The 15,632-nt window shown below is 70.8% G+C and carries 17 protein-coding genes; 9 read left to right on the top strand and 8 right to left on the bottom strand.

The window, feature by feature from the left end:
- Positions 1-603 precede the first annotated feature (603 nt).
- The 5 genes from rpmH to ACQP0T_RS28085 are packed head-to-tail and all read left to right on the top strand — an operon-like array spanning position 604 to position 3,155.
- On the top strand, positions 604-747 hold the full coding sequence (gene rpmH, locus ACQP0T_RS28105) for a 50S ribosomal protein L34 (protein ID WP_345360124.1): 144 nt from the start codon (positions 604-606) through the stop codon (positions 745-747).
- A 10-nt stretch (positions 748-757) separates the two neighbouring features.
- A complete protein-coding gene (gene rnpA, locus ACQP0T_RS28100) occupies positions 758-1,153 on the top strand; it encodes a ribonuclease P protein component (RefSeq protein ID WP_433870725.1) in 396 nt (131 codons plus the stop codon).
- Positions 1,150-1,458, top strand: a complete 309-nt coding sequence (gene yidD, locus ACQP0T_RS28095) for a membrane protein insertion efficiency factor YidD (protein WP_345360130.1) — start codon at positions 1,150-1,152, stop codon at positions 1,456-1,458. Before rnpA ends, yidD begins: the two co-directional genes overlap by 4 nt.
- Positions 1,459-1,464: 6 nt before the next feature.
- Positions 1,465-2,508, top strand: a complete 1,044-nt coding sequence (gene yidC / locus ACQP0T_RS28090; protein ID WP_433870724.1) for a membrane protein insertase YidC — start codon at positions 1,465-1,467, stop codon at positions 2,506-2,508.
- A gap of 32 nt (positions 2,509-2,540) precedes the next feature.
- Complete coding sequence (locus tag ACQP0T_RS28085; protein WP_433870723.1) at positions 2,541-3,155, top strand: protein jag; 615 nt, start codon at positions 2,541-2,543, stop codon at positions 3,153-3,155.
- A 65-nt stretch (positions 3,156-3,220) separates the two neighbouring features.
- Here ACQP0T_RS28085 and ACQP0T_RS28080 read toward each other — a convergent pair whose 3' ends face one another.
- Positions 3,221-4,396, bottom strand: coding sequence for an IS30 family transposase (locus ACQP0T_RS28080; RefSeq protein WP_433873818.1), 1,176 nt, complete (start codon positions 4,394-4,396; stop codon positions 3,221-3,223).
- A gap of 276 nt (positions 4,397-4,672) precedes the next feature.
- Between ACQP0T_RS28080 and rsmG the strand changes: the two genes are divergently transcribed.
- Genes rsmG through ACQP0T_RS28065 form a run of 3 tightly spaced genes read left to right on the top strand, consistent with a single transcriptional unit; the run spans position 4,673 to position 7,373 of the window.
- A complete protein-coding gene (gene rsmG, locus ACQP0T_RS28075; protein WP_433870722.1) occupies positions 4,673-5,383 on the top strand; it encodes a 16S rRNA (guanine(527)-N(7))-methyltransferase RsmG in 711 nt (236 codons plus the stop codon).
- A 50-nt stretch (positions 5,384-5,433) separates the two neighbouring features.
- Positions 5,434-6,366 (top strand): ParA family protein, encoded by a 933-nt coding sequence (locus tag ACQP0T_RS28070; protein ID WP_433870721.1) that lies wholly within the window; start codon positions 5,434-5,436, stop codon positions 6,364-6,366.
- Complete coding sequence (locus tag ACQP0T_RS28065) at positions 6,363-7,373, top strand: ParB/RepB/Spo0J family partition protein (protein ID WP_433870720.1); 1,011 nt, start codon at positions 6,363-6,365, stop codon at positions 7,371-7,373. Before ACQP0T_RS28070 ends, ACQP0T_RS28065 begins: the two co-directional genes overlap by 4 nt.
- 137 nt (positions 7,374-7,510) lie before the next feature.
- Here ACQP0T_RS28065 and ACQP0T_RS28060 read toward each other — a convergent pair whose 3' ends face one another.
- Together ACQP0T_RS28060 and ACQP0T_RS28055 are read right to left on the bottom strand one after the other, a co-directional pair.
- Complete coding sequence (locus tag ACQP0T_RS28060) at positions 7,511-8,458, bottom strand: D-alanine--D-alanine ligase family protein (protein ID WP_345360148.1); 948 nt, start codon at positions 8,456-8,458, stop codon at positions 7,511-7,513.
- Positions 8,459-8,561: 103 nt separating this feature from the next.
- Positions 8,562-9,893 carry a PLP-dependent aminotransferase family protein gene (locus ACQP0T_RS28055; protein WP_433870719.1) on the bottom strand — a complete coding sequence of 444 codons (1,332 nt, stop codon included), beginning with the start codon at positions 9,891-9,893 and terminating at the stop codon, positions 8,562-8,564.
- 248 nt (positions 9,894-10,141) lie between these two features.
- Between ACQP0T_RS28055 and ACQP0T_RS28050 the strand changes: the two genes are divergently transcribed.
- Positions 10,142-10,762, top strand: coding sequence for a GNAT family N-acetyltransferase (locus ACQP0T_RS28050; RefSeq protein WP_433870718.1), 621 nt, complete (start codon positions 10,142-10,144; stop codon positions 10,760-10,762).
- Positions 10,763-11,067: 305 nt separating this feature from the next.
- Here ACQP0T_RS28050 and ACQP0T_RS28045 read toward each other — a convergent pair whose 3' ends face one another.
- The 5 genes from ACQP0T_RS28045 to sigM form a co-directional block, all read right to left on the bottom strand.
- Complete coding sequence (locus ACQP0T_RS28045) at positions 11,068-12,219, bottom strand: N-acetylmuramoyl-L-alanine amidase (RefSeq protein WP_345360156.1); 1,152 nt, start codon at positions 12,217-12,219, stop codon at positions 11,068-11,070.
- Between the two features lie 297 nt (positions 12,220-12,516).
- Complete coding sequence (gene trxA / locus ACQP0T_RS28040) at positions 12,517-12,843, bottom strand: thioredoxin (protein WP_345360159.1); 327 nt, start codon at positions 12,841-12,843, stop codon at positions 12,517-12,519.
- A gap of 28 nt (positions 12,844-12,871) precedes the next feature.
- Positions 12,872-13,864: a thioredoxin-disulfide reductase gene (trxB, locus tag ACQP0T_RS28035; RefSeq protein ID WP_433870717.1), complete on the bottom strand. Its 993-nt coding sequence runs from the start codon at positions 13,862-13,864 to the stop codon at positions 12,872-12,874.
- A 312-nt stretch (positions 13,865-14,176) separates the two neighbouring features.
- Complete coding sequence (locus ACQP0T_RS28030) at positions 14,177-14,962, bottom strand: hypothetical protein (protein ID WP_433870716.1); 786 nt, start codon at positions 14,960-14,962, stop codon at positions 14,177-14,179.
- Positions 14,959-15,567, bottom strand: a complete 609-nt coding sequence (gene sigM, locus ACQP0T_RS28025; RefSeq protein ID WP_433870715.1) for an RNA polymerase sigma factor SigM — start codon at positions 15,565-15,567, stop codon at positions 14,959-14,961. Before sigM ends, ACQP0T_RS28030 begins: the two co-directional genes overlap by 4 nt.
- Between the last annotated feature and the right edge of the window lie 65 nt (positions 15,568-15,632).

The raw sequence follows: 15,632 nt of genomic DNA, 5'->3' as shown, positions 1-15,632 counted from the left end.
CGCTGTGCTCCCCTCCCCTCGTTCGCGCTCGGCTTCCCCGCGGACCGACGTTCCGGCCACGGCGTCGGACGCTGGGACGGGTGATACCGGACGTGGTTGAACTTCTGTTCGACGAGCTGTCCACAGAGTTGTCCACAGCCTGTGTATGAAGGTACGGCAGCGCGCCCCGGTGATCAGCCGGACCCCCGAGATTCCGCTGCCACCGAGGTCAGCTCGGTCGTCCCCCGTCGAACCCGGTGCTCCCACCACCGGGTCGCGCAACGCAGAGGGGCACGCTAACAAGCTGTCCTGCCGCTCACAAGCACACCCCGCTGACTGTAGGGCCATGATCGGCATGTGGCAGGCTGAGATCGACTCGGTAGCCCGGTCGTGGCGCCCCCGGTTGTGAGCGCCACGTGTGCGGTGCGTATTCTCGTGCAGTCCCCCGCTTTGACGAGCGGGCGTGTCACTGCGCCTGGTGGCCGGTGTGCGTGCACCCGCTCGGTTCGTGCCGACGATCGCACGACCGGCCCGCAGCGGATGCGGCTTCGTCGAGACGGGGATACCTGACCGAACCGTGGCCCACGAGGGTCAACGCGCCTGTAGTAACCGGGAGATCCGACCGTGAGCAAGGGCAAGCGCACTTTCCAGCCGAACAACCGCCGCCGCGCGAGGAAGCACGGGTTCCGGCTGCGCATGCGCACCCGGGCGGGGCGGGCCATCGTGGCCGCCCGTCGTCGCCGGGGTCGCGCTCGCCTGTCTGCCTGATCGCGCCGCCGTGCTTCCCGCGGCAGCCCGGCTGACCAGCAGCGAGGAGTTCCGGTTGGTGGTCCGTCGGGGCCGCCGGGCCGGTCGTCCACGCCTGGTCGTCCACGCGCTGCGGCCGGACGCGGTGACGTCGTGGCAGCAGACGTCGCTGGAAGCCGAGCTGAATACGGCACCCACCCGGGACTCGAGGGTCTCGACCCGGGTGGGTTTTGTCGTGAGCAAAGCCGTGGGCAACGCCGTGGTGCGGCACCAGGTGACCCGGCGGCTGCGGCACCTCCTGCGCGACCGCCTCGACGCCGTGGCGCCTGGCACACTGGTGGTGGTCCGCGCGCTGCCACCGGCGGCGACCGCGTCCAGTCGCGAACTCGGCGCGGACCTCGATGCTGCGCTGCGAAGGCTGCGATGACGAAGGACTCCGCCCCCTCGGCTGCCCGGCCGAGCCCGATGGCCCGGGTGCTGCTGGGGCCGGTCCACGTCTACCGCAAGGTGATCTCGCCGCTGCTCCCGCCGACCTGCCGGTTCTACCCGACCTGCAGCGCGTACGCGGTGGAGGCGCTCACCGCGCACGGCGCGCTGCGCGGCGGTTGGCTGGCCGCGCGCCGCCTGCTGCGCTGCGGTCCCTGGCACCCCGGCGGCCTGGACCCCGTCCCCCCGGCGCGCGGACCCGCGGACCGGACCGGGGGATCAACCGCATCCGAGACCCAGGAGTAGCCCGCTTTGCTGGACTTCATCTACTACCCGGTGTCGGCCATCCTGTGGTTCTGGCACAAGGTGTTCGGCTTCCTCCTCGACCCGGCGAGCGGGTACGCCTGGGCGCTGTCGATCATCTTCCTCGTCTTCACCCTGCGGGCCCTGCTGTTCAAGCCGTTCGTGCACCAGGTGCGCGCGATGCGCAAGATGCAGGAGTTCGCGCCGAAGATCCGCGAGCTCCAGGCCCAGCACGGCGACGACCGCGAGAAGCTCGCGCGGGAGATGCAGAAGCTCCAGCTCGAACAGGGCTTCAACCCGCTGGGCGGCTGCTTGCCGATGCTGGTGCAGATCCCGGTGCTGTTCGGCCTGTTCCACGTGCTCAACGGCTTCAAGCCGGGGGCGCCGTCGAACTTCGTGTTCAACGCCGACGAGGTCGCCTCCTTCGTGGCGGCGGACCTGTTCGGCGCCAAGCTGTCGAACCACATCGTGCAGCCCGCCGAGGTCCTGGCGAACTTCGACACCGACCGGTTCCACATGCTGCTGGTCGGCATCCCGCTGATGATCGCCGCCGCGATCGCCACCCACTTCACCGCCCGGCACTCGGTGCAGCGGCAGACCGCCGAGCAGGCGGACAACCCGCAGGCGCAGATGATGAACCGGATGACGCTGTGGATCTTCCCGATGTTCGCCATCATCGGTGGTCCGTTCCTGCCGCTGGCGATCCTGCTCTACTGGCTGGCGAACAACTTCTGGACGCTCGGCCAGCAGCGCGTGGTGTTCGGCCGGATCGACCAGGAGGAAGCGGCGAAGCAGGCCGAGTCCACCACCGTCGTCGAGTCGACGGTCGTGACGGCCGAGCGGGAGGACTCCCCCGCCGCCGAGGCCGATCCGGCGCAGCGGACCGAGACGCCGCAGCAGATCGACGCCGCTCCGGCCACCGACTCCGATGCCGAGACGCCGCGGACGGCGCCGTCGGAGCGGGTCGAGGCCGCTCAGGACCAACCCGGTGAGACCCCCGGGGTGATCGAAGACCGTTCCCGCGACGCGGACAAGCCGGGCGAGACCCGGTAACCGCGCGCGACCCCGTGGAGAGGAGACACCTAGTGTCCGAAACCGTGCAGGAGCCGAGCCAGGTCACCGAGGCGCCGGTCGAGCCGGAGGCCCCGGAGCAGACTGACGCGGACCAAACCGAGTCGGAGGCCGCAGAGTCGGAGGCCGCAGAGTCGGAGGCCGCCGAAGAGGGCGAGTCGAACACCGAGTCGCTGCTGGTCCAGGAAGGCGACATCGCGGGCGACTACCTCGAACGCCTGCTCGACCTCCTTGACTTCGACGGCGACATCGATCTCGACGTCGAGGCCGGCCGTGCGGTGGTGAGCATCGACGGCGGGAGCGATCTGGAGAAGCTGGTCGGCAACCGCGGCCAGGTGCTCGAAGCCCTCCAGGAGCTGACCCGGCTCGCGGTGCAGCAGGACACCGGCGTCCGCAGCAGGCTCATGCTCGACGTCGCCGGGTGGCGGGCCGACCGCCGCGCGGAGCTCACCGAGCTCGGCCGCTCCACCGCGCAGACCGTGCTGGAGACCGGCGAGGAGGCGCGGCTGCGGCCGATGACGCCGTTCGAGCGCAAGATCATCCACGACGCGGTCGCCGCGGTGGACGGCGTGCGGAGCGAGAGCGAGGGCGAGGAGCCGAACCGCAAGGTGGTCGTGCTCAAGGGCTGACCCCTCCCCGCCCGCGGTGCCCCCGACCGGCGAGGTGGATTCCAGGGGTTGTTGCAACACCGCTGCTAGTTGGTGTTGGTGAGTAGCGTAGCGAGACGCTCGGCTGGGGTTTTCCAGCCGAGCGTTTTGCGTGGACGGCCGTTGAGTTCGGCGGCGACGGCATCCAGGTGCTCGCGGCTGTGGATGCTGAGGTCGGTGCCTTTCGGGAAGTACTGGCGCAGCAGGCCGTTCGTGTTTTCGTTCGAGCCGCGTTGCCAGGGTGAGTGCGGATCGCAGAAGTAGACCGGGATGCCAGTGGCCAGGGAGAACTCGCGGTGCAACCCCATCTCCACGCCCTGGTCCCAGGTCAGCGACCGGGTCAGGTGCTCAGGCACTCGCCGCATGGTGCGGATGAGGGCATCGCGAACAGCCACGGCGTCGCGGCTGCCCGACAGGTGCATGAGCATGACGTAGCGGGTGCTGCGTTCGACCAGGGTGCCGATCGCCGAACCGCTGTCCCGGCCGATGATCAGATCGCCTTCCCAGTGGCCGGGCACGGCCCGGTCAGCGACTTCGGCCGGCCTCTGGCTGATCATCAGCATAGGATGGGTGAACCGGGGAAGTCGCTGGTCAGGCTTGCGGTGGGGCTTGCGTATCGCCCGGCCGGTGCGCAGCGCCTTGGCCAGCTCACGCCGTAGCTCGCCGCGGCCCTGGACGTAGAGCGCCTGGTAGATCGTCTCGTGAACCACGTGCATCTCCTGGTCATACGGGTAGTCCTGGCGGAGCATGGTCGCGATCTGTTCCGGACTCCACTTGCGGTTCAACCCGTCCTGAATGACCGCTCTGAGCTGCGGAGTCGTGTGGATCTTGCGTGGTTTGGGCCGTTTGCGGCGCGTTTTCGCACGTCGATGCGCTGAGTGAGGCCGGTAAGACCACCGGCGAGCATCGCCCCGCAGCGGCATCCCATTGCGGCGGATCTCCCGGCTGACCGTCGACGGTGCGCGCCCCAGCTCCTGGGCGATGGTGCGGATCGACGCCCTCTCCCGCCACCGGTCGGCGATGTGAACCCGCTCGTCCTCGCCTAGGTAGCGCGAGGACCCGCGTACCTCGATCGACCTGCCCGAACGAGAAAGAGCCACGGGACCGGCCGCATCAGCCGGAACCCGTGGCCTCTTCTTACGTCCGTCCGGTCGCCCGTGACGCCATTCCCGCCCGGTCCGCTCATTCACACCGACGAGCGCGCACGCCTGCCGGTTGCTCAACCCCTGCCGCACAAGATCAAGATAGGCAGCCCGCTCCTCGTGGAGCTTCTTGCCTCCCTGCGGCTTGCGGTCCTTGCGGATCTCGAAGTCCATCGCATCCCCGGAACCCGGGTGTTGCAACGACCACTAGAACCCAAGTGCTCGGCCGGGGGCACCGTTGTTTCACGTGGAACATCGGCGGGTTGCCGCGAGTGCTCCGGACGTGATCCGGCAGGCTGGGGTGGCACGTCCGCGCGGACGTGTTTCACGTGGAACATCGACATCGGGGTAGAGGCAGTGACCGCAGCGGAAGGTGAGCCGGAGCAGGTGCCTGCGGCGGCTGGAGACGTGTTCGGCGATCGGGTGGAGCTCGCGGAGCGGTTCGTGGCGCGGCTTCGGGAGGAGGGCGTGCGCCGCGGACTGATCGGTCCGCGCGAAGCGGGACGCCTCTGGGAGCGACATGTGCTGAACTCCGCGATCGTTGCGGAGTTGCTCCCAGCGGAGTGCGGGGTGATCGACGTAGGCTCTGGGGCGGGGCTGCCGGGCATCCCGTTGGCGATCGCCCGCCCGGATCTCCACCTGACCCTGTTGGAACCGATGGCTCGACGGGTGACGTGGTTGCAGGAAGTCATCACCGAGTTGGACCTCAGCGTCGAGGTGGTGCGCGGTCGTGCCGAGGAAGTACCGGTGCGCACGCGACTGGCGGATCACGACGTCGTGACCGCCCGTGCCGTGGCGCCGATGGAACGGCTCGCCAAGTGGTGCATCCCCCTGCTGCGCCCCGGTGGCCGGCTGCTCGCGATGAAGGGCGAGTCGGCGGCCGAGGAACTGGAGCGGGACGCGGCAGCCATCGCCGCGGTCGGAGGCGACCGGGGCGAAGTGGTCTCGTGCGGTGACGGTGTGCTCGACGTGCCGACAACGGTCGTCGTGGTCGAACGGGTGGCGGCGAACGCATCCGCCCGGCGTCGCGACGGCGGACGTCGGCCGAGGAAGGATCGTGGACGGTGAATCCAAACGGAGCGGGTCGTGTTTCACGTGAAACCAGGTCGGTCGGGGGGATGCGCTTCCCCAGCACCGGCGGTGACGGTGCGGTCAGCGGTCTCGGCGCCGACGACATCGGCTGGACCCCGATCATGGAGGAGGCGCAGCGGGCGACCAGCGTGCTGCACCCCGAGGCGTTGCAACTCCCCCGCCCCGAGCGCAGGCGGATCATGACCGTCGCCAACCAGAAGGGCGGCGTCGGCAAGACGACCAGCACGGTGAATCTCGCGGCCGGGCTCGCGCTGCACGGGCTCACGGTGCTCGTCATCGACCTCGACCCGCAGGGGAACGCGAGCACCGCGCTCGGCGTGGAGCACCGCGCGGGCACGCCCTCGGTGTACGAGGTGCTGCTCGGCGAGATGAGCGTGGTCGACGCCGCGGGCCAGAGCACCCAGTCCCCCAACCTGTGGTGCGTGCCCGCGACGATCGACCTGGCCGGGTCGGAGATCGAGTTGGTCACGATGGTCGCCCGCGAGGGGCGGCTCAAGGAGGCGCTGAACTCGCCGGCGATGGACGAGCTCGCGCCCGACTACGTCCTCATCGACTGCCCGCCGTCGCTGGGCCTGCTCACGGTGAACGCGATGGTCGCCGCGCACGAGGTGCTGATCCCGATCCAGTGCGAGTACTACGCGCTGGAGGGGCTGGGGCAGCTCCTGCGCAACATCGAGCTGGTCCAGGCGCACCTGAACCCCTCGCTGTGGGTGTCGACGGTTCTGCTGACCATGTACGACGGGCGCACCAAGCTGGCCGACCAGGTCACCGCGGAGGTGCGCGGTCACTTCGGCGACCTGGCGCTGCGGACGGTCATCCCGCGCAGCGTGAAGATCTCCGAGGCCCCGGGCTTCGGGCAGACGGTGCTGACCTACGATCCCGGCTCGCGCGGCTCGATGAGCTACCTCGACGCCGCTCGCGAGATCGCGGAACGCGGGGCGGAAAGGAAGACGGCATGACCGAGCGTCGAGGCGGATTGGGGCGCGGCCTGGCCGCGCTGATCCCCAGCGGCCCGCAGCAGGGCGCCGAGACCCCGGTTCTGCGCGGCGGTGGGGCGGACGGTCCGCGTTTCGGCGAGGGGGCGTGGGCGCCGACCGCCGAGGCGGCTCCGGTTTCACGTGAAACGTCCGGCGGTGAGGTCGCGGGGGCCGTGTACCGGGAGATCCCGGTCGCGGCCATCACGCCCAATCCGCGCCAGCCGCGCCAGGTCTTCGACGAGGCCGCGCTGGCCGAGCTGGAGCACTCGATCCGCGAGTTCGGGCTGATGCAGCCGATCGTCGTGCGCGAGATCGCGCCCGAGGCGTTCGAACTCATCATGGGCGAGCGCCGCTGGCGGGCGTCGCAGCAGGCCGGGCTCGACGTGATCCCGGCGATCGTGCGCGAGACCCAGGACGACGACCTGCTGCGCGACGCGCTGCTGGAGAACATCCACCGGGTCCAGCTCAACCCGCTCGAGGAGGCGGCGGCGTACCAGCAGTTGCTGGACGAGTTCGGGGTGACGCACGACGAGCTCGCGGACCGGCTCGGCCGGTCCCGCTCGGTCATCACCAACACCATCCGGCTGCTCCGGCTGCCGGTCATGGTGCAGCGGCGGGTCGCGGTCGGCGTGCTCACCGCCGGGCACGCCCGGGCGCTGCTCGGGCTGAGCGATCCGGACGGTCAGGAGGAGTTGGCCGGCCGCGTCGTCAAGGAAGGGCTGTCGGTCCGGGCGACCGAGGAGGAAGTTACCCTCAAGAAGGGCGAAGCCCCGGCCAAGAAGAAGGCCCCGGCGAAGAAGTCCGAACCCGAGTCCCCCGACTTCGACGGGCTGGCGAACCGGCTCTCCGATCGGCTCGACACCCGGGTGAAGGTGGAGCGGGGCCAGCGCAAGGGACGGATCGTCGTCGAGTTCGGCTCGGTGGACGATCTGGAACGGCTGGCGATGGTGATCTTGGGCGATCAGGCCGATGAAGACCACGATCTATGACACCGACGCCTTTCGTCACGGTGACGGTGACATTCAGTAGTGGTTTTCCGGACGACGCGTCTCGACCGCGGACCGCGTAGCGACCAAGGGGCCGCCTCCCAGTGGAAGGCGGCCCCTGATGTTTCACGTGGAACAGTTCAGTCGCGAGCGATCGCCTGCTCGATCAACCCGGCGAAGACCTCGCCCAGCGAGCGGTCCGCCGCCTCGACCGCCATCGGCAGCAGCGAGGTCTCGGTCAGCCCGGGCGAGACGTTCACCTCCAGGAAGTGCGGCACGCCGCGCTGGTCGATGATCGCGTCGGTGCGGGAGAGGTCGCGCAGGCCGAGCAGCCGGTGCGCGGCGACGGCCAGCTCCCCCGCCGCGGTCGCGACCTCGCGCGGCAGTTCCGCCGGGGTGCGGTAGCTCGTCAGTCCGGCGGTGTAGCGGGCGGTGTAGTCGTACACGCCGTCCGCGGCCTCGATCTGCACCGCGGGCAGCGCCTGCGGTCCGTCCGCCCCGTCGACGACGGTGATCGCCACCTCGGTGCCTTCGATGAACTTCTCGACCAGCACGGTGTCGCCGTAGGACAGGGCGCCGACCATCGCCGAGGGCAGCTCCGCGGCATCGCGGACCACGTGCGCGCCCAGCGCCGACCCGCCCTGGTCGGGCTTGAGCATCAGCGGCAGCCCCAGCTTGGAGACCAGCGCGTCGAGCACGGCCTGGGCACCCAGCTCGCGGAAGGTCGCGTGCGGCAGCACCACCCAGTCCGGCGTGGCCAGGCCGGAGCGGGCCAGCTCGGCCTTCGCGGTCGGCTTGTCCCAGGCGCGGCGGCAGGCGTGCGGGCCGGTGCCGACGTAGGGCACGCCCATCATGTCGAGCACGCTCTGCACCGCGCCGTTCTCGCCCTCGCCGCCGTGCAGCGCGACGACGACCGCCTCCGGGCGCTCCTGCTCGATCCGGGCCAGCAGCCGGGAGTCGGCGTCCCACTCCTCCACCGTCATGCCGGAGGACCGCAGCGCCGCGGACAGGCGGCGGCCCGATCGCAACGAGACCTCGCGCTCGTGCGACAAGCCCCCGGCCAGCACGGCAACCCAGCGATCAGACACGTTCAGCACACCTCAGCTACTACTACTCGACGGACGACAGACGAGCAGTCCACCGCGCGGGCGGGCGCGGTGGACTGCACGGACGGACCCTTGACCCGGACGCTCAGGCGGTGTCCGGGGACGGTGCCTGCGGGCCGGGCACCTCGCGTTGCGGGATGCTGCCGAAGGTGCGGACCAGTTCCCGCTCCTCGGTCAGCGTGTTGGCCAGACGCCGGACGCCCTCGCGGATGCGTTCCGGCGTCGGGTAGCAGAAGGACAGCCGCATCTGCCTGCTGCCGAAGCCATCGGTGTAGAAGCCGGTGCCCGAGGCGTAGGCCACGCGCTGGGTCACCGCCCGCGGCAGCATCGCCTTGGTGTCGATGCCCTCCGGCACGGTGACCCACACGAAGAAGCCCCCGTCCGGCGTGTTCCAGGTGCAGCCCTCGGGCATGTGCTGCTCCAAGGCGCTGAGCATCGCGTCGCGGCGCTCCCGGTACTGCTCGCGGAAGGCCTTGATCTGGCCCTTCCAGTCGTGCGTGGTGAGGTAGCGGGACACGATCATCTGGTTCAGCGTGGGCGGGCACAGCGTCGCCGACTCGGCCGCCAGCACCAGCTTCTCCCGGACCGCGTGCGGGGCCAGCACCCAGCCCACCCGCAGGCCCGAGGCGAAGGTCTTGGAGAACGAGCCGAGGTAGACCACGTTGTCCGCGTCGAGGCTGCGCAGCGGCGGGTAGACTTGCCCGTCGAAGCCGAGCAGCCCGTACGGGTTGTCCTCCACCACGAGGATGCCGTGCTCAGCGCAGATCTCCAGCACCTCGGCGCGCCGGTTCAGCGCCATCGTCACGCCGCCCGGGTTGTGGAAGTTCGGGATGGTGTAGAGGAACTTGATCCGCCCGCCCCGGGCCGTCACGTTCCCGATGGCCTCGCGCAGCGCCTCCGGCTGCAAGCCGTCGTCGTCCATCGCGACGTGCACGACCTCGGCCTGGTAGGCGGAGAAGGAGCCGAGCGCGCCGACGTAGGACGGTCCCTCGGCCAGCACCACGTCGCCCGGATCGCAGAAGATGCGGGTGACCATGTCCAGCGCCATCTGCGAGCCGACGGTGACCATCACGTCGTCCGGGTGGGCGCTGATGCCCTCCATCGCCATCACGTCGCAGATCTGTTCGCGCAGCTCCGGGACGCCGTGCGCCGAGCCGTACTGCAACGCGCCCTGGCCGTCCTGGGCGATCAGCGAGGCGACCTCGCCGGCCAGCGAGTCCAGCGGCAGGGCCGCGAGGTTGGGCATGCCGCCGGCCAGCGAGACCACCTCGGGGCGGTTGGCGACGGCGAACAGAGCTCGTACCTCCGAGGCCGTCATCCCTGCGGTGCGCTGGGCGTAGCGCGCCCGGTGCGCGTCGAGGTTGCGCGCCGGTCCGTGCTTCTCCGGCGGGGTGGTCGGCTGGTGCTCGTCGGACATATTCGCGCTCCGGGGTTCGGTCGTGCGCCGCGACCGCAGCGTGACGGTTGCGATCGGGCGATTCTAACGGTCCTATCGCCACGACCCCCGCGGTGTGTCACGCACGACTCCTGCTGCGGCGGATGGGTAACCCATCTCACCCCATCGGGTAGCGGACGGTGACCTGCGGAACTTCCCCGGGTCCGGTGGGCGGCCTATCCTGACGACCAGCCGCAGTTCGCGGGCCCCTCGCGCTCCCAGGAGGTCAGGTGTCGCGACGCGTCGTGGGCGTCACGCTCGACAACCTCGATCACCTCCCCCCGCGGTGCCGCCGCTGCGTGTACTGGGAGCTGGCGCCGCACATCCGGGAGCAGGCCGAGGAGTTCGGCGAGACCGGCCTGGAGAAGGAGGCGTGGGTCTCCAGCGTGCTGCTGGAGTGGGGCTCCTGCGGCCGCATCGTCCACGTCGACGGCGTTCCGGCCGGGTACGCGATGTACGCCCCGCCCGCCGCGGTCCCCCGGGCGGCGAGCTTCCCCACCGCCCCGGTCAGCGCCGACGCGGTGCTGCTCACCGCGCTCAAGATCGTCCCGGAGTTCGAGGACGCCGGGTTCGGGCGCGTGCTGGTGCAGAACGTGGCCAAGGACCTCACCCGGCGCGGGGTCAAGGCCGTCGAGGCGTTCGGCGACCTGCAGGGCAGCGGCGAGGGCTGCGTGATCCCCGCCGGGTTCCTCCAACAGGTCGGCTTCAAGACCGTCCGCGCCCACCCGAGGTGGCCCAGGCTGCGCCTGGAGCTGCGCACCGCGATCACCTGGAAGGAAGACGTCGAGGCAGCCCTGGAGAGGCTGCTGGGCACGGTCAGCATCACCACAGCCGAGCCGGCTTTTCGGTGAGGCCTTTTTGCGTGGCGGTGCGGGTGGCGGAACCCCAGCGGCCGCCCTACCTGAGCGGCCTTCCGGTGAGCACCGGTAGGACGCCAGCAAAGGCACCTGCCCACAGTCAGGTAAGCGGCGAAAGCCGCTTCCGCTCTACCCCACGCACGCAACTTGCACCGCCGCGGGTTCTCAGGGGCCTTCTCGCGAGGACGCCCTGATGCCGTGTATTGGCATACATCAAGAAGGGCGCCCGGAGCGAGAAGGCCCCTGAGGTTCCGCCACCCGCACCGCCAAGCAGCAGAACCACCCCGACCAAAAGAAGCTCAGGCGCCTTCTGCTCTGGCTAGCTCGTGCCGCAGCAGGTCGTCGAAGGTGAAGGTGCCGGTGGGCTGGTCGTCCTTGCCCAGCAGGTACAGGCGCTTCACCGCCACCAGCAGGCCCTCGGCGACGACGTCCCGGAAGGCGGGGTCGAGCAGCCGGTCGCGGTCCCTCGGGTTGGTGAGGTAGCCGATCTCCATCCGCACCGCGGGCATCCGGGTCAGCCGCAGCACCTCCCAGGTCTTGGGGTGCGTCTGGCAGTCCAGCATCCCGGTGCGGGCGACGATCTCCCGCTGCAGGAACCCGGCCAGCGCCTCGCCCACCGTGGAGGTGGTGCCGTTGCCGGTGCCGAAGTGGAAGCTCGCGACGCCCTGTGCCTCCGGCGAGCGGTTGGCGTCGATGTGCAGCGACAGGAACATGTCGGCGCCGGCCTCGTTGGCCAGCCCCGCGCGCTCGGCGTCCGCCGGGCAGGAGTGCGGGCCGCGGGTGATCAGCGCTTCCATCCCGGTGGCGACCATCCGGCCTTCCAGCCGACGCGCCAGGTCCCAGGTGAGGTCGGATTCGCACACGTTGCCGACCCGGGCGCCGCGGTCCGGTCCGCCGTGCCCGGGATCGATCACGATCCGCTTGCCGCGCAGCCGCGGCCCCGCCCGGCGGACCTTCTCCTGCTCGCGCAGGAAGACGGGTCGGCCGCCGCGCACCTTCGGCGCGAGCTGGCGGAACGTGCGCAGGGTGTCCGGGCCGCAGATGCCGTCCGCGTTCAGGCCGCAGTCGCGCTGGAAGTTGCGCAGCGCCAGGTCGGTCTCCCGGCCGAAGATGCCGTCCGGGCGGCCGGCGTCGTAGCCGAGTTCCAGCAGCCGTTCCTGGAGCGCGAAGACGTCGTCGCCGCTGATCGGGCGCGAGACGAGGAAGGCCAGCGAGCGGTCGCCGAGGCGCCACCGGGCGTCGGTGAGCGCGCGGTAGGTCGCCGGACCCACCACGCCGTCGGTGATCAGGCCCCGCTGTTGCTGGAAGCCACGGACCGCGTGTTCCACCGCCGCGTCGAAGACCGCGGGCCCCGGCCTGCCGTTGGCGGCCGGGAGCAGTCCCAGCGCAGCAAGGGTGTTCCTGATCTCGGCAACGGCCGGACCGACGTCACCGCGGTGGAGTAGCTGCATGCACTCCTCGCTCGATTCAGGCGCCGGGGTGGCTCCGACGCGAACGTTTCGGGACTCCCCCGGTGTCCGCTGACTGCGATTCGGGAGAACTACCCCGAACCCACCGGGTATTGTGCCTTGCCCGCCAGGACCTGGCGTCGCGGCCCACGCGTACCGCGCGGACGTGCGCAGACGTGCGGTGCCTGGGCGATCTCAGCGGAACGGGCGCTGTGCGCGAAAACACGGCCCCGCCGTCACACGTGTCATCGTGTGGACGGCGGGGCCGTGTTAGTCGGTTGCCTCAGGGAGAGGCCGAATTCACAGGTACTCGGACAGATCGGACAGCAGAGCGGCCTTCGGCTTGGCCCCGACGATCTGCTTGACGGGCTCGCCGTTGTGGAACAGCAGCAGCGTCGGCACCGACATGACCTGGTAGTCGCGCTGCAAGGACGGGTTCTTGTCGATGTCCAGCTTCGCGATCTTGATCGCCTCCGGGTTCTCCGCGGCGATCTCCTCCAGCACCGGGGCGACCATCTTGCACGGGCCGCACCAGGTGGCCCAGAAGTCCACCAGGACCGGCTTGTCGCTCTTGATCACCTCGGTGTCGAAGTTCTCGGCGTTGACCTCGACGGGCGTGCCTGCCATGTGTTTGCTCCTCTTCCCGGTGGGTGGGTCAGTTCGTGCCGGGGCCGTAGCCGCCGCCGACGAGCTCGGGCGCGACCTCGGCGACGCCGGAGGCCTCCTGCTCGGCCAGCCAGCGCTCGGCGTCGATCGCCGCCGAGCAGCCGGAGCCGGCGGCGGTGACGGCCTGCCGGTAGGTGCTGTCGACCAGGTCACCGGCGGCGAACACGCCGGGGACGCCGGTGTGGGTGGTCGGGTGCTGGACGCCGACGTAGCCCTCCTCGTCGACCTCGACCTGGCCGCGCACCAGCTCGCTGCGCGGGTCGTGGCCGATGGCGACGAACATGCCGGACACGTCCAGCCGCGAGGTCTCGCCGGTGGTGGTGTCGGTCAGCTCCAGGCCCTGCACGGTACCGTCCCCGATCACCTCGCTGACCTGGGCGTTCGTCCGCCACTGGATCTTGTCGTTGGCGCGGGCCCGGTCCAGCATGATGCGCGAGGCGCGGAACTCGTCGCGGCGGTGGATGATCGTCACCGACCGGGCGAACCGGGTCAGGAACGTCGCCTCCTCCATCGCCGAGTCGCCGCCGCCGACCACCGCGATGTCCTGGTCGCGGAAGAAGAAGCCGTCGCAGGTCGCGCAGGCCGAGACGCCGCGTCCGAGCAGCGTCTCCTCGCCCGGCACGCCCAGGTAGCGGGCCGCCGCGCCCATCGCCAGGATGACCGCCTTCGCGCGGTACTCCACGCCGTTGGCCAGCACGGTCTTGACGTCACCGGCCAGGTCGAGCCGCTCGACGTCCTCCGCGCGCAGCTCGGCGCCGAAGCGCTCCGCCTGCTGGCGCATCTGGTCCATCAGGTCCGGGCCCATGATGCCCTCGCGGAAACCCGGGTAGTTCTCCACGTCGGTGGTGGTCATCAGCGCACCGCCGAACTGGGTCCCCTCGAACACCAGGGGTTGCAGCTCGGCCCGGGCGGCGTACACCGCGGCGGTGTACCCGGCGGGCCCGGAGCCCACGATGATCACGTTGCGAACGTCGTCAGTCACCGCGTGCCTTTCCGTCGTCACGTGCCCCTCGCGCGCTCGCCGCGCGACCGTACTGGGGGTAACGCGATCCTATTCGGCTCTGTTCCCGATCACCGGGGCCAGTGGGACGTCCCACCCACCGGAACCCGAAGGCCTGACCCCGGCCGCCCCCGCAGGCCGCACCGCCGCCCCACGTCGAACACACCGGCCCACCACCCGTTCCAGGTGAGGGGCACCTTCATCCCGCATGGTCGGATGAAGGTGCCCCGCACGCAGAAGCCTTCCGGGTGAACCGGCGCGTCGCGGTGGTGGGCGGCCGGTGGTGGGTGCGGATCAGCCGCCGCCGAAGGTGGTGTCGGAGAGGGTGGCCGGGTTGTCCGGGCCGCAGTCGGGACCGACCGCGAGCAGCCGGAACTGCCCGATCTGACCGGTCGGGAGGACCAGGAGCTGGGCCGGACGTCCGTCGAGGGTGATCTCGCGGGCGCCCATCGGCCGACCGCTGGAGACCCCGTTGGCCTGCAAGCAGCCGAGCAGGCGTTGCGGGTCGGCCAGCGCGCCGTACTGCTCGGTGCCGAGCACGTCGGCGAACTGCGCCCCGGTCAGCGACACCTGGCCGCCGGCCAGCGCCAGCGGGGGCGGTCCGTCGGCGGCGGGCGGCGGTGCGGCCGTGCGGTCGGTGTCGTCACCGGTCGGGACCAGCGAGAACACCGTGACGGCGGCCGCCGCGACGCCGAGCAGCCCGGCACCGGCGGTGATCCCCCGCCGTCTGCGGCGCTGGGCCGCGGCGAAGTCGACCACCTCGGCGGGCGGGCCCTGCTCCGCGGCGGGCCGGGACCAGTTCCGGACCTCGTTCTCCAGCGCTTCGTCGATCCGCGCCGCGACGTCGTCCGGGATGCTCAGCGGTGGCGGGTGCGCGAGGTCGGCGCGGAGCCCGGCCAGGTCGGCTTCGGCCGCCTCCAGCGCCGCGAGCACCTGGCGGGCGTCGGGGTCCTCGCGCACCTGGACCCGCAGCGCGTCCGCGGTGTCCCGGTCCAGCGCGCCGGCGTGGAGATCGGCCAGCAGGTCCTGGGACCAGGGTGGCCCCTGCGGCGCTCCAGCGCGCCGTTCCTCGCCACTCATCGTCCCTCCCGTCGACGCATGGCCATCGCGTCATCTGGGACGTTCGCATCTGCACTGGCGTTCCGCAGATGTCCCAGAAGTTTGGCGAGCTTGACCCGGCCGCGTGCGCACCGGCTCTTGATGGTGCCTTCGGCGACGCCGAGGATCGTCGCGGTCTCGGCCACCGAGTAGCCCTCGACGTCGACCAGCACGATGGGCGCGCGCTGCTCCTCGGGGAGCTCGGCCAAGGCGTCCTGGACGACCATCCGGGTGTCCTGCTCGGCGATGGCGTCGCGGGGAACGGCCGGCTCGGCCGGGCCGGTGTCCGGTAGCGGAACGGTGGGGCGCGCCTGGCGGCGGCGGATGCGGTCCAGGCAGGCGTTCACCACGATCCGGTGCAGCCACGTGGTGACCTGCGCTTCGGCGCGGAACGAAGAAGCGTTGCGGAACGCCGAGATCATCGCGTCCTGCAGTGCATCGGCCGCCTCTTCGTGGTCGCGCATGGTGCGCAGCGCCACCGCCCAGAGCCGATCCCGATGCCTGCGGAAGAGCTCGGAGAACGCGTTCGGATCTCCGCTGGTGTGCGCCGCGATGAGCTCGGCGTCCGAGCTGGCGGGAACAGACACGGTTCAGCACTGTACTGAACGTGAAAAGACGAACACGCCCGACGCTGATCTCCCCCGGCGCCCCG

The organism is Saccharopolyspora sp. CA-218241 (genome assembly GCF_050954615.1).
Classification (GTDB): Bacteria; Actinomycetota; Actinomycetes; order Mycobacteriales; family Pseudonocardiaceae; genus Saccharopolyspora; species Saccharopolyspora cebuensis.
Note: the sequence above shows the minus strand (reverse complement) of the source record. Positions and strands in the feature narration are given on the sequence as shown.